Source organism: Sphingopyxis sp. H115, from assembly GCF_001468465.1.
Lineage (GTDB): Bacteria > Pseudomonadota > Alphaproteobacteria > Sphingomonadales > Sphingomonadaceae > Sphingopyxis.
This window is the reverse complement of the sequence record NZ_LNSA01000012.1, coordinates 1-12048: the sequence shown is the minus strand read 5'-3', so window position 1 is coordinate 12048 and position 12048 is coordinate 1. Positions and strand designations below refer to the sequence as shown.

Annotated in this window: 13 protein-coding genes; 8 read left to right on the top strand and 5 right to left on the bottom strand. The window is 60.8% G+C overall.

Annotated features, from left to right (window positions below; genetic code table 11):
* Nucleotides 1-5 precede the first annotated feature (5 nt).
* The 8 genes from ATE71_RS10145 to ATE71_RS10110 all read left to right on the top strand — a co-directional run bounded on the left by ATE71_RS10145 (nucleotide 6) and on the right by ATE71_RS10110 (nucleotide 6234).
* Nucleotides 6-275, top strand: a complete 270-nt coding sequence (locus tag ATE71_RS10145; protein ID WP_007015755.1) for a HypC/HybG/HupF family hydrogenase formation chaperone — start codon at nucleotides 6-8, stop codon at nucleotides 273-275.
* Nucleotides 276-289: 14 nt separating this feature from the next.
* On the top strand, nucleotides 290-955 hold the full coding sequence (locus tag ATE71_RS10140) for an SIS domain-containing protein (RefSeq protein WP_007015756.1): 666 nt from the start codon (nucleotides 290-292) through the stop codon (nucleotides 953-955).
* Entirely contained in the window at nucleotides 952-2085 is a 1134-nt protein-coding gene (hypD, locus tag ATE71_RS10135) for a hydrogenase formation protein HypD (protein WP_007015757.1), read from the top strand. Before ATE71_RS10140 ends, hypD begins: the two co-directional genes overlap by 4 nt.
* Nucleotides 2082-3131 (top strand): hydrogenase expression/formation protein HypE, encoded by a 1050-nt coding sequence (gene hypE, locus ATE71_RS10130; protein WP_007015758.1) that lies wholly within the window; start codon nucleotides 2082-2084, stop codon nucleotides 3129-3131. The genes hypD and hypE overlap by 4 nt, the downstream gene beginning before the upstream one ends.
* A gap of 15 nt (nucleotides 3132-3146) precedes the next feature.
* Complete coding sequence (locus tag ATE71_RS10125) at nucleotides 3147-3866, top strand: high frequency lysogenization protein HflD (protein ID WP_007015759.1); 720 nt, start codon at nucleotides 3147-3149, stop codon at nucleotides 3864-3866.
* Nucleotides 3866-4108 (top strand): hydrogenase maturation nickel metallochaperone HypA, encoded by a 243-nt coding sequence (locus tag ATE71_RS10120; RefSeq protein WP_011536540.1) that lies wholly within the window; start codon nucleotides 3866-3868, stop codon nucleotides 4106-4108. The genes ATE71_RS10125 and ATE71_RS10120 overlap by 1 nt, the downstream gene beginning before the upstream one ends.
* Nucleotides 4108-5001 carry a hydrogenase nickel incorporation protein HypB gene (gene hypB, locus ATE71_RS10115; RefSeq protein ID WP_007015761.1) on the top strand — a complete coding sequence of 298 codons (894 nt, stop codon included), beginning with the start codon at nucleotides 4108-4110 and terminating at the stop codon, nucleotides 4999-5001. The genes ATE71_RS10120 and hypB overlap by 1 nt, the downstream gene beginning before the upstream one ends.
* Before the next feature lie 396 nt (nucleotides 5002-5397).
* Nucleotides 5398-6234 (top strand): alpha/beta hydrolase, encoded by an 837-nt coding sequence (locus ATE71_RS10110; protein WP_160328031.1) that lies wholly within the window; start codon nucleotides 5398-5400, stop codon nucleotides 6232-6234.
* Nucleotides 6235-6537: 303 nt separating this feature from the next.
* Here ATE71_RS10110 and ATE71_RS10105 read toward each other — a convergent pair whose 3' ends face one another.
* From ATE71_RS10105 to ATE71_RS10085, 5 genes are all read right to left on the bottom strand, one after another.
* Complete coding sequence (locus ATE71_RS10105) at nucleotides 6538-6840, bottom strand: HigA family addiction module antitoxin (RefSeq protein WP_039330864.1); 303 nt, start codon at nucleotides 6838-6840, stop codon at nucleotides 6538-6540.
* Nucleotides 6830-7120: a type II toxin-antitoxin system RelE/ParE family toxin gene (locus tag ATE71_RS10100; protein ID WP_039858854.1), complete on the bottom strand. Its 291-nt coding sequence runs from the start codon at nucleotides 7118-7120 to the stop codon at nucleotides 6830-6832. The genes ATE71_RS10105 and ATE71_RS10100 overlap by 11 nt, the downstream gene beginning before the upstream one ends.
* Before the next feature lie 250 nt (nucleotides 7121-7370).
* A complete protein-coding gene (gene mobF, locus ATE71_RS10095; RefSeq protein WP_058803347.1) occupies nucleotides 7371-10325 on the bottom strand; it encodes a MobF family relaxase in 2955 nt (984 codons plus the stop codon).
* The gene (locus tag ATE71_RS10090) at nucleotides 10322-11131 is read right to left on the bottom strand and encodes a hypothetical protein (RefSeq protein ID WP_058803346.1); all 810 of its coding nucleotides are present in this window, start codon (nucleotides 11129-11131) and stop codon (nucleotides 10322-10324) included. Before ATE71_RS10090 ends, mobF begins: the two co-directional genes overlap by 4 nt.
* 157 nt (nucleotides 11132-11288) lie before the next feature.
* Nucleotides 11289-11849: a recombinase family protein gene (locus tag ATE71_RS10085; protein WP_058803345.1), complete on the bottom strand. Its 561-nt coding sequence runs from the start codon at nucleotides 11847-11849 to the stop codon at nucleotides 11289-11291.
* Nucleotides 11850-12048: the final 199 nt, after the last annotated feature.

The following is a 12048-nucleotide window of genomic DNA, read 5'->3' as shown; positions in this document are numbered from 1 at the left end:
AGATCGTGGAGATCACCGATGCCGGGCGCAAGCTGGGCGTGGCCAATGTCTCGGGCGTGCGGCGCCCGGTCAACCTCGCCTGCGTTATTGGCGAAGGCAGTGTCGAAGACCTGATCGGCACATGGGTGCTGATCCATGTCGGATTTGCCATGAGCAAGATTGACGAGGATCAGGCGGCCGAAACACTGCGCATCCTGACCGAGCTGGGAGAGGCGCAGCAGGAACTTGCAGCCATGCGCGACGGCGATCGCGCGTTGGGAGACGCGCAGTGGTGACCACTGGCCCTGCCTTGAATGCGCTTTATCCGCATATGCGCAGACGTGGCGAACAGCTCCGTGCCTCGGCGCAAAGCCTGCGCCATTCGGTTGAGAGCAAGGCTCGGGACCACACTGAGGTGTTCGGCAAGTTTTTTGCAGAACAGGCAGACGAGCTGGTCGCCGCCGCGACCACGCTGGCCGCAAGCTATCGCCAGGGCGGGCGCCTGCTGGCCATGGGCAATGGCGGATCGAGCTGTGATGCCGCGCATGTCGCGGTGGAGTTTCTCCATCCAGTGACCGCCGGAAGGCCGGCGCTGGGTGCGATCAACCTCGCGGCCGATGTCGCGATGCTGACGGCAGTCGGTAATGATGTCGGACAGGACCATGTGTTCGTGCGTCCGCTGATTGCCCACGGGCGGCACGGTGATTGCCTGATCGGCTTTTCGACCAGCGGCAATTCCGCAAACCTCATCCGGGCTTTTGCCAAGGCACGGGAGATGGGCATTGCCACGATCGGCCTGGCGGGTGGTGACGGGGGCGAGATGGCCCGCGCCGGACTGGATCATCTGCTGGTGGTCCCAACAGGCTCGATCCACCGGGTGCAGGAATGCCACCTCGCGGCCTATCACATCCTCTGGGACCTGACCCACACGCTGCTAGCCAATGACCGGGCCGCACCGCTGGAGGCAGGCGCATGAAGTATGTCGACGAATTCCGCGATCCGGTTCGCGCCGGTGTCCTGCTCAAGGAAATCGAGGCCCTGACTGCACAGATCATGGCCGGGCGCGATCGCCCAGTCGTCATCATGGAAGTGTGCGGCGGCCACACGCATTCGATCTTCCGATACGGCATCGAGAAGATGCTTCCGCCGGAAATCGAGTTTGCCCATGGGCCGGGCTGTCCGGTTTGCGTGTTGCCGATGGGCCGGGTCGATGATTGCGTGGAACTGGCTATGAAGCCGGAGGTGATCTTCACTACGTTTGGCGATGCCATGCGCGTGCCGGGATCGCGGCTCAGCCTGCTAGGCGCAAAGGCCGAAGGGGCCGATGTGCGGATGGTCTATTCACCACTCGATGCCCTCGCGCTGGCCCGTGCGAACCCGGACCGCGAAGTGGTTTTCTTCGGCCTCGGCTTCGAGACGACGATGCCCTCCACAGCCCTGACAATCCTGCAGGCCCAGGCAGAAGGGATCGGCAATTTCTCGCTGTTCTGCAACCACATCACCATCATCCCCACGATCAAGGCGATCCTCGATTCACCCGATATGGGGATCGATGGCTTTCTCGGGCCGGGCCATGTCTCGATGGTCATCGGCACTGATCCCTATGACTTCATCGCACGCGACTATCACCGTCCGCTGGTGGTCGCCGGCTTCGAACCGCTCGACGTATTGCATTCGGTTTGGATGGTGCTTCGGCAAATGGCCGAAGGCCGGGCGGAGATCGAAAACCAGTATGCCCGGATTGTGCCACGCTATGGCAATGAAGCTTCGCTGGCTGCGGTTACGGAAGTATTCGAACTGCGGGAATTCTTCGAATGGCGCGGGCTGGGCTCGATCGACCATTCTGGCGTCCAGATTCGCGAGGCCTATGCGGCCTGGGATGCTGAGCGAAAATTTGCCGTTGCATCGCCTAGCATTCCGGATCCCAAGGCTTGCCAGTGCGGCGAAGTGCTGAAAGGCGCGATCAAGCCATGGCAGTGCAAGCTGTTCGGTCGGTCGTGCACACCGGAAACACCGATGGGTGCCCTGATGGTTTCGTCTGAAGGAGCATGTGCCGCCTATTATCAGTATGGCGGGATCGATGCGGTGCCGGAGCCAGCGCAATGAACGCTGTAACTCCCACTGGCAACGGACGGCTGCGAGCGGAGCGGGTCACGCTGGCGCATGGCGGTGGCGGCAAGGCCATGCGGGATCTGATCGAGGATGTGTTTACCTCGGTTTTCGAACCCGACGGGTTGGAAGACCAGGCGCGGTTGAGCCACGAAATGTTGGCCGTGGAGGGTGCCCGGCTGGCCTTCACCACGGACAGTTTCGTAGTGCAGCCGCTCGAGTTCCCCGGTGGCGATATCGGCAAGATTGCGGTTTGCGGCACAGTTAACGACCTTACCGTCGGCGGCGCGCAACCGCTGTGGCTGTCGGCGGCCTTTATCATTGAGGAAGGCACCGAAGTCGCCTTGCTACGCCGCGTGGCAGCGGCCATGCGTAGGGCGGCCGACCAGGCCGGTGTGCGGATCGTGACCGGCGATACCAAGGTGGTTGAGCGCGGTGCCGCCGATACGCTGTTCGTCACCACTTCCGGAGTGGGAGTCATCCCTGCGGGACGCGAACTTGCCGCGGAGAAAGTTCGCGCGGGCGATGTCGCGCTGGTCAACGGCGTACTGGGTGATCATGGCGCCGCCATTCTGGCCGCGCGCGGAGACATGGTTTTCGAGGCGGATATTCGTTCGGATTGCCGCCCGCTCAATCACCTGATGGAAGCGGTGATCGAAGCCGCACCGGGTGTGCGCTGTGCGCGGGATGCCACCAGAGGAGGCCTGGCCAGCGCACTCAACGAAATATCGCAAGCCTCGGCCATCGGGATCGAGATCGACGAGGCCAGATTGCCAATGAGGGCCGAGGTCAAGGGCGTGTGCGAACTGCTCGGGCTTGATCCACTCTATCTCGCCAATGAAGGGGCGCTGGTGCTGTTCGTTCCAGAGGAGCAGGCGGAAGCTGCGCTGGCAGCCATGCGCTCAACCGAGGCAGGGCGCGATGCAGCCATTATCGGGCGCGCGGCAGAGATGCGCAGCCCGCGCGTGGTCATGCATAGCCTGTTCGGCGGAAGCCGGATCGTCGACATGCTGGTCGGCGAGCAACTGCCGCGTATCTGCTGAGGGAGAAGACCTGCCATGCAACTCTCGTTGATCGCCCTGGGTTTCCTTGCCGGAATGGGCCATGCGCTCGAACCCGATCACCTCGCCGCAGTCGGTGCCATGGCCACGGGACGGAATTCGCGCCGGTCGATGGTGCTGCGGGGTGCTGCGTGGGGGCTAGGGCATACGCTCACCCTGCTCGCGATCTGTTCTGCAGTGATCCTGCTGGGCATGGCATTGACAGGCCGTACGGCAGCCCTTCTGGAGAGCGCCGTTGGCTTCATGCTGATTCTGCTGGGGGGCGATGTACTTTGGCGGATGCGCAAGGCACGGGTGCATTTCCATCTGCACGATCATTCCGATGGCGAACGTCATTTTCATGCTCACAGCCATCTTGGCGAACGGGCGCCCCATGATGCGAGCCGCCACGAACACTCTCACCCCCACAAATTTCCCTTGAAAGCGCTGGCTGTCGGGCTGGTGCATGGCGCGGCAGGATCGGCTGCCCTGCTTACCCTGGCAGTCGCTTCGGTTGGTGATCCTCTGCTGGCGGTTATCTATGTCCTGCTGTTCGGAGTTGGCTCAATTGCAGGAATGGCTGCGCTCAGCTTTGTCGCCTCCTGGCCGCTTGGCTATGCAGAGCGTGTTGCCTTGCGACTTCATCGAGCGCTGAATCTGTCGTTGGCTGTGCTGGCACTTGGCCTGGGATTGCACACGATCTACGCCAACCTGCCTGGCGTGTTGGGGGCGGCCTGATGCACGAGCTGTCTCTTGCCCGGAATATTGTCGCCATTGTTGGTGATCACGCGCAGGGTCGGCGGGTGTCGCGTGTTCGCCTGGCAGTCGGCCCCTATGCCTGCGTAGAGCGCGAGGCGATCCGATTTTCATTCGAGGTGGCGAGCGAAGGTACGCTGCTCGAGAAGGCTGCACTCGAATTTCTGGAAGGCGAGACCGACCAGTTCATCATCAAGGATTTCGATATGGAGGAAATGGCCTGATGTGCGGCACCTGCGGATGCACCGATCCTGACAACGAGATCGCGATGATCGACCCGGAAACCGGAAAGCGAGTGCTGCTTCGCGGCGGCGATGACCATTCCCACGATCATGACCACACCCACGATCACAATCATTCACACGATCATGATCATTCACACGGGCACCATCATCACCATCATCATGATCACGGGCATGACCATCACCACCACGGTGAACAAGCGGCGCGTGTATCGCTGGAAACCGCCGTGCTTGACCGGAATGATCGCCAGGCGGCTCGCAACCGGGGCTGGTTCGAAGGGCGCGGTGTTGTCGCGCTCAATCTCGTCAGTTCGCCTGGGGCTGGCAAGACGACCTTGCTCGAAACCACGATCCGGGCGCTGGAAGGAAGTCTGCCGATTGCCGTTATCGAAGGTGATCAACAGACGGCCAATGATGCCACGCGCATTCGCGAAGCGGGGGCCCGTGCAATCCAGATCAACACAGGGGCCGGCTGTCACCTCGAAGCCGATATGGTTGCCCGCGCTGTTGAAGAACTCGCACCGAAATCCGGCTCGTTGCTGCTGATCGAGAATGTCGGCAATCTTGTTTGTCCGGCGATGTTCGATCTGGGTGAGCGGATGAAGGTCGCCGTTATCTCCACCCCGGAGGGCGAGGACAAGCCACTCAAATATCCGCACATGTTCCGCGCAGCAGAGGTGGTGCTGATCAACAAGATCGACCTCGCCCCGCATGTTGGATTCGACGAGGCCGCATGCCGCTCAAACATCTCCTCAGTAAACCCCAATGCGCGCGTCTTGCTGGTTTCCGCCCGCACCGGTGAAGGGATGGACGCGTGGTACGATTTTCTGCGAGCAATGGCGTCAGCAGCCGCGGATGGCGGGTGCCTCATTTAGGCGGGACTGCCCACGGGACTAAGATCGTCATCTTGCCCTATCGAGGAATGGCGGCTTTCTTTAGTTTTAGAGCCCAGACCGGACGGTCCGAAACCGGCCCTGTTTCACCCATGATCCGCCGCGTGAATCTATGTCCGGTTTCAACGGTTGGTTCTGAGACCGGGAACGACGGCTCTGTTGGCGGCAGCAGCCTGCCAAACCCTAACCGCAGCTATTGCAATTGGCATCCCGGAACCGGATTTTCCGGACACAAGCCAAAAGCGGTCACATTAACATAGCTTTGAATTATATTGTGATAGACCCTCGAAAATTCCAGCCTTGGCGAAGGTTGAAATGTCCTCAAAGGCAAGAAGGCGATCATTCCTAACGTGGCGAACACGATTGGGCTGTATGGGGATGCTGGCTTTGATTGCCGGACTTACCGGCATCTGGGTTGTTGGTTCGGCAATGACTGGCGCGACCAACGCGTCGGTTGAACCTGCCCCCGCGCCCGCCACCGAAATCCGGTTGACGACATCGGATCAGGTCGAGATCGCTGCGAGTTACTGGAAGGCTGACGATTCCACCGCCCCGGCCATTCTCTTGTTGCACGGCAACGGCGGCAATCGGCGAGATATGCTCGATATGGCAACGTGGTTGGCAGGCGAAGGCTATTCCGTGCTGTCCATCGATATGCGCGGACATGGCCAATCCAGTCCACAAAGCAAAAGTTTCGGCTATCTTGAAGCCCGTGATGCCCATGCCGCACTCGCGTGGCTCAGGCAGCAGCACCCCGCGAGCAAGCTGGGGGCAATCGGTTTCTCTCTGGGCGGTGCGGCCAGCGTTCTTGGCGACAGAGGCCCTCTCGACGTCGACGCTCTTGTGATGATGTCGGTCTACCCTGACATTCGCACGGCCATTTTCAATCGCATCGAAGCCGCCGTCAGGACCCTGCCGGCAGTGGCAATCGAACCGATGCTGAGCTATCAGTCCATTCCACGCTATGGAGTTGGACCGGATAAATTGTCTCCCCTCGCAGCCATGAACAAGGTTCGCGTTCCGGTCATGGTGGTTGGGGGAGAGCTCGACGCATACACTCCTCCCGCTGAGATTGAAGCCATGTACCGGGCAGCACCGCCAGGAAGCGAGTGGTGGATACTGGAGGGCTTGGGACACGATGAAGTGGTTCGCGCTAATGACCCTGCGTTTCGTAAGAAGCTCGAGACCTATCTTGTTCGCAGTCTAGCACGATGAAGCGCGAGATGGTTGGGCTGGGTCCGCCCCTAGGGCGAAGGCACTGGGCATTGCGTAAGTCCTGATGACTCGTCCTCGCCGCGGGATGCACTGCATCACCTACGTACGGCCATGCCAATCGACGAGGTTGGCCCGGTGCGCGTAAGTCGGCTCTTGTCGAAAACCGACGTTTTGGCGATGCGGGGAGGAATAACGGCTTCGTCCCCAAGATCGGTTGTTGGTGCCGATGTTGTAGTTTGATGAACGAACGGAGGGTTTCAGGGGGCAGGTAATTGCCATTGAATGTCGGTTATGTTGGCGATGTCAGGCAGCTGTTGCGAGTTTCTCGACCTTTATATCCTGCTCGTGCTTGCGAGCCTGGGCCAGTTCATAGGTCGTCTGCATCCGCAACAGCGTGTCGGCCTTGATGCCAAAGGCCTTCTCAAACCGGATAGCCATATCGGCAGACAGGTTCGAATTGCCATTCAGCAAGGTGCTCAATGCCTGCCTCGATACACCAAAATGCTCGGCCAAAGCCGTCACGCTGACCTGCGCGGGCTCCACGATTTCCGTCTTCAGCCAGTCCCCCACGTGGACCGCGAGCGACGGGTGCATCTTAAGCGCCATGATAATCCTCCAGATCCATATCGATCAGCGCGCCTTCGTCATTCAAACCGAAGGTCATCCGCCAGTTTCTCGTAACCGTCATCGACCAGATCCCCTTCCGATCGCCTGTCAGCTCATGCAATCCGAAGTTCGGAGGCACCGACAGCTCCTCGAAGCTTTCCGCAGCGTCGATGAAGGCGAGCATCTTGCGCAGTCGCCCCGCATCTCCAACCAGGCCTTTGGCGTTACCCGTCTCGAAGAAGCGGCGCAGGCCCTTGTGCCTGATGCTCTCTATTTCCATCATGCGGGCTTAGCCCGGTGCCGCAGGACTGTCAAGTGTCGCGCGACACATGTCAAAGGTGAGAGGCGATGGGTCTATACTCGCGCTGGCCATTCCGGCCATCGGAGAACCATCATGGGACATTCAGACCTCGACCCCGCTATTCATGATCGGAGCCCCTGGAACGCTGGGGAAAAAGTTGGTCCGAACATGCCTGTCTTGTCGACGAGTGATGTTCCCGCTGGTCAACGCATAGAGCAAGGCTGCACTTTCACATCTCCATCTCGAAGTCGTCGCCGATGTCGGGCTCCTCGCGTTCCACCTCATTCTCCCGCTGGGGCTCACGTTCCTTTTCAGGAGCGGGAAATTCCCTCGCCATCGCCTTTTCGAACAGTTCGGCCGGGCTTGGCGCATCGCGGACCGGGTTCTCCAGCAACTCGCCTGTTTTAGGGTCGAACGCCTCCCCGTCAGCGTCACTCAGTTCGGGCGCGAGATCCATCGCGTGCGGGACACTGCCGCGGTGGCCCTCGATGCTGTCTCGAAGCGCGGCCTTGTCGTCGGTCACAAGAGTAAGCTCCTCTCGCGCCCGCGTCTCCAGAACATAGTGGAGGCTTTCGCTGTTGAGGAGCCGGTCACCGCTCGACATCACCGCGATAGCGCGATCGACCGTGATCCCCTGAGCACGGTGCATGTTGAGCACCGCCGCATGACCAATGTGCTCCCGCGCCGGATCGTCCGGGCCAAGAGCATATTGCCGCTCGCCATTCGCCAGGTGAAGCGTCTCTCCTTCGATCGCAGTCACCACTGCCCGCGTCCCGTTGACGACACCGAGATCCTTGTCGGGCGTGGTGAACATCAGCCGGTCCCCTTCGCTCACCTCCGTCCGCCCGGGTACAGCCAGGCTGACACCTGAGCCAGATGGAGGAAGCCCGCGCGGATCGAGCCAATATTCTTCGCCTCCCGACGTCAGCTGCACAAGATTGTCTTCAGGCGAGACGATGCCGATCTTGTACGAACCGCGATTGAGGCCCGCCTGATCCCGATACACCTCCAGCCTCATGCCTTCGGCCCAACTGCGGATGTTGCGCAATTCCTCCCGCGTGAGGTTCAGCCGGTCCAGCGTTTCGATGGAAAGCACCTGCGAGCCGAGTTCGCCGCGCGCTAGCAAGCCGTCGCGGACATGGTCGAGCACGGCTTCCCGCAGCACATGCCCCGATGTCAGCAACGCCGTCCGGTCCCGTTCATGTGGCGACAGGGACAGGTACAAGGCGGCCGCCGCTGCAGCCGGGTCTGCCCGTTCGATAACGCGCTCGCCCAGCACATCGAAGGTCTTGCCGAGATCCCCTTTCCGCGCATGTTCTACTGCTTCGCGTAGCGCAGGATCGAGCTGACGGCGATTTTCGGTCAAGGTCTCGGTCGGCACGCCGTGCTGTTGCATCAGGCTGAATGCGCGTCCTGCCTGGACCGGGTCGATCTGCCTTTCGTCCCCTACAAAGGCAAGCTTCAGCGCGCCTGCCTTGTCGGCCAGCTCGATCAACAGTGCTGCCTCGCGGGTCGAGACCATGGACGCCTCCTCGACGATGACGAGGCGGTCCTCAAAAAGCGCCCTTCCCCGCTCGCCTGGCGACATGCGCCCCGCCCTGTCGGCATGCGCGACCAGCACCGAGGCAAGCGTATGCGCATCGAGGCCGCTTTCGCGCATTTCGGCGACGAGCGAGGCCTGCGACGTAAGGAACAAGGGCGCGCGACCAACTTGTGCCGTGATCGCGGCCGCAAAGCTGAACAGGGTCGACTTGCCGGTACCTGCATCGCCCTGAATGACCTGAATAGCATTATTACCGGATACCAGAGCCAGGATCGCGCCCTTCTGCTCGTCACTAAGCGCGAAACCGCGCTGCTGTTCCAGTGCGACAATCGCCTCTGTTGCCATGGTCCTATCGAGAAGCGCCACGCCGTTTCCAGCTCCTTCTCGAGCTGCCCGGATGATTGTTTGTTCGGTCTTGAGGAGATCTCGGGTGGTCAGCCGGTCGGCATGCTCGGTACCGGAACGGCCCCCAATCAGCACGCCTTCCCCAACCAGCGTATCGACCCGCCTTTCGATCTCACGAACGGTAGCCCCTTTTTCCGCGAACCCGAGCGCCGCCTTGAGGACATCCATCCGCTCAAAACTGGCCGACCGCTCGGCCAGATGCCGCACTCCAGCAGCTGTCGAGTAGGCAGCAGCCAGGTTGGCTCCAGTCCGTTGCCCGGAAGCGCCGACCATCAACGGTTCGGGCCGGGGTCCTAAGGCGCGGGTGATGCGCTCGATAAGCGCCTCACCCCATTCGCGCACGGCTGCGAGGATGGAGCGAGGTTGCGTCCGTTCCATGGCCTCCTTGATGACATCGGCAATCTCTGCACGAAACGGACCCTCCTTCTCCGCCCACTTCTGTCGGGCTGCATCACCAGAGCCGTGTTGCTTGGCATCGCGGGTGCGAACAGCGATGGCCTCCATCGCCTTCGGCGAGGTTACGCCGAGTTCGTCCGCCTTTGCCTGGATGTGGGCCCTGCGTTCGCTGAATGCCTCAATGGCCGCGCGCGAAATGCCGGCAATTTCGAACGATCCGTGCTTGCCTGTGATGCGCGTTTCGTATCCCAGTTGCGCCAGATTTGCCCTCAACTGGGCGTGATAAGCCGCCCCGATCACCGGTGCGTGCTGCCACAGTTTCACATTGTGCAATGCCCGCCATTCACCGTCCGCGCGCTGCGTCATATTGGCGACTGCGACGTGACTGTGCAGCTGCGGATCAAGGCTGCGGCTGAGGTCATGGTGGAAGCTTGCATGGACAAGATTGCCAGTCGCAATCTGCTCCGCGCCGCCCCTTCCCGCGCGGGCGAGAGCGAATCGTTCCTCCGCCCAGTTCATGGTGTCGCGAACCGCGTTTCGATGCGCCTCAATGACGCGCTCGTCGCCGCCGACAAGTGCTACAAGGGAAACCGATTTCGGCGCGCTGAAAGTGAGATCGGTACCCATGTTGCGCGCCCCGTCGGCTCCGCGTGCAAGCACATCGCCATTGGGCAAGATGCCGTCCACGACCCGCGCGAATGTCCCTGCCTCGACGGCACCCGCAAGACCAAGCGTGCCAGCGCCTTTGCCGCCCCATTCGGAGGGGCCTTCGTCCTGCGTATAGTAGTTATCCTGGGCGTAATATTCGGCGCTGGAGATCGCGGCGGGTGAGACGGTCATTGCGCTGAATTCGCCGCGCTTATTGCGGCCGGATCATAGGTCAGCCGGCAGCTCGCAGGCTCGCTGGCGCGCGCCAGACGGTCGACACATGCGCTGAAGTTCCGAGTGAATTCTTCGCTCGATCCTAACAGGATTCTGGTCTGCAAAAGCGGGCGCCGAACGACCTCGTATTCAGAAGACAACTTGATCCCGGCGGGCAGCGCCGAGCTTTCGCCCACCAGTCGCGTCGCGACCCAGCGCGAAGGCGCGGTATCCGCAAACAGGAATGCCAAGGCAGCAAGGGTCAAAAAGCAGCCCAACGCACCCGCTCCAACCATCCAGCGGTCGCGCAATTTGCCGCGTTGCAATTGACCGATCGCTGCCCGCGTAACACGATGCTCCGCGCCCTGATCGACGGCGCTTTCAAGCTTGGAAAAACGCGCATTCTGACGTGTCTCGAAGTCAGCGATCAGCTGCTTCAGAAGGTCGCGCAAATGGGCCGTGCCGCCAGTATTCGTGATCGTGGTTTTGAGGCCGTCGAACTCCTTCTTGAGCTGCCTCGGAATCGCCTGCGCGGTGGTGTTCAGCAGATGATTGAACTGACCGATGAAGCGGTCGAGCTCGCCGAAAAAATTATCGATCCGGTCGAGCGTGCGATCAGCCTTCAATCCCACCGCCCGCTCCGCGCGTCCGATGTTGGTTTTCAGCTCTTTTCGGACCGCCGCTTCGATCCATTCGGAAGCCGAAATTCCGCGCATTTTTGCCGCGCGCTCGATGTCATTTCGCAGGTCAGCGGACAGCCTTGGCCGGAAGTCGATTGTGCTCATTTGCCGGTCCTCGATTTGGCTTCGACAAGCATGCGTTCGGCCAGTTCGAACGACGCCTTCTGGACGTCGTGAAGCGACGTGCTTTTTGCCACCTTGGCGTCACCTCAAGGTTTGTGCGCCAGACAACGATTTGCCGGACATTGTGGGAACATAGGCGTCAGGCGGCGACGCGGAGATACTGGTATAGGGTTTCACGGCTGATCCCCAGGTCGCGGGCGATTGTGGCCTTACGCTCGCCGGCGGCAATGCGGCGGAGCAGCTCGGCGACCTTATCGTCAGAGAGGGACCGTTTCCGTCCGCGATAAGCGCCGCGTTGCCTGGCAAGCGCAATTCCTTCGCGCTGCCGTTCCCGGATCAAGGCACGCTCAAATTCGGCGAACGCGCCCATGACCGAAAGCATCAGATTGGCCATGGGGGAATCCTCGCCGGAAAAGGCAAGGCTCTCCTTCATGAACTCGATGCGGATGTCTCTCTTCGTGAGAGACTGGACCAGCTTGCGCAGATCGTCGAGATTGCGCGCCAGTCGATCCATGCTGTGCACCACGACGGTATCGCCCTCGCGGGCGAAGGCGAGCATGGCGTCGAGCTGGGGCCGATTGACGTCCTTGCCCGATGCTTTGTCGGTAAAGATCCGGTCGAGCGACTGACCTTCCAACTGGCGATCGACATTCTGATCGAATGTGCTCACCCGGACGTAACCGATCCTCTGGCCTTTCATCGCCGCCTCCGGTCAATTTGTCAGGTTGAAATCTATGACACCGCGCAACAGACGTCAACAAATGCGTTCACCAACTCTAATCTGACAGAATTGGAAGCACCGCCCTGACGTCCGGTTAGGCTATACTCCAAGCTGACATCACAAAATCAAATCCCTCAAAGATGGCGTCAATTGCCTTGATGGGGTAAAAACTGGAGTG

What these genes read in the sequence shown, in the direction of transcription:
- hypD (WP_007015757.1), top strand. Translation starts at nt 952, where the DNA reads ATGAAGTATGTCGACGAATTCCGCGATCCGGTTCGCGCCGGTGTCCTG.
- hypE (WP_007015758.1), top strand. Translation starts at nt 2,082, where the DNA reads ATGAACGCTGTAACTCCCACTGGCAACGGACGGCTGCGAGCGGAGCGG.
- ATE71_RS10125 (WP_007015759.1), top strand. Translation starts at nt 3,147, where the DNA reads ATGCAACTCTCGTTGATCGCCCTGGGTTTCCTTGCCGGAATGGGCCAT.
- ATE71_RS10120 (WP_011536540.1), top strand. Translation starts at nt 3,866, where the DNA reads ATGCACGAGCTGTCTCTTGCCCGGAATATTGTCGCCATTGTTGGTGAT.
- hypB (WP_007015761.1), top strand. Translation starts at nt 4,108, where the DNA reads ATGTGCGGCACCTGCGGATGCACCGATCCTGACAACGAGATCGCGATG.
- ATE71_RS10110 (WP_160328031.1), top strand. Translation starts at nt 5,398, where the DNA reads ATGCTGGCTTTGATTGCCGGACTTACCGGCATCTGGGTTGTTGGTTCG.
- ATE71_RS10105 (WP_039330864.1), bottom strand. Translation starts at nt 6,840, where the DNA reads ATGGCGCTTAAGATGCACCCGTCGCTCGCGGTCCACGTGGGGGACTGG.
- ATE71_RS10100 (WP_039858854.1), bottom strand. Translation starts at nt 7,120, where the DNA reads ATGGAAATAGAGAGCATCAGGCACAAGGGCCTGCGCCGCTTCTTCGAG.
- mobF (WP_058803347.1), bottom strand. Translation starts at nt 10,325, where the DNA reads ATGACCGTCTCACCCGCCGCGATCTCCAGCGCCGAATATTACGCCCAG.
- ATE71_RS10090 (WP_058803346.1), bottom strand. Translation starts at nt 11,131, where the DNA reads ATGAGCACAATCGACTTCCGGCCAAGGCTGTCCGCTGACCTGCGAAAT.
- ATE71_RS10085 (WP_058803345.1), bottom strand. Translation starts at nt 11,849, where the DNA reads ATGAAAGGCCAGAGGATCGGTTACGTCCGGGTGAGCACATTCGATCAG.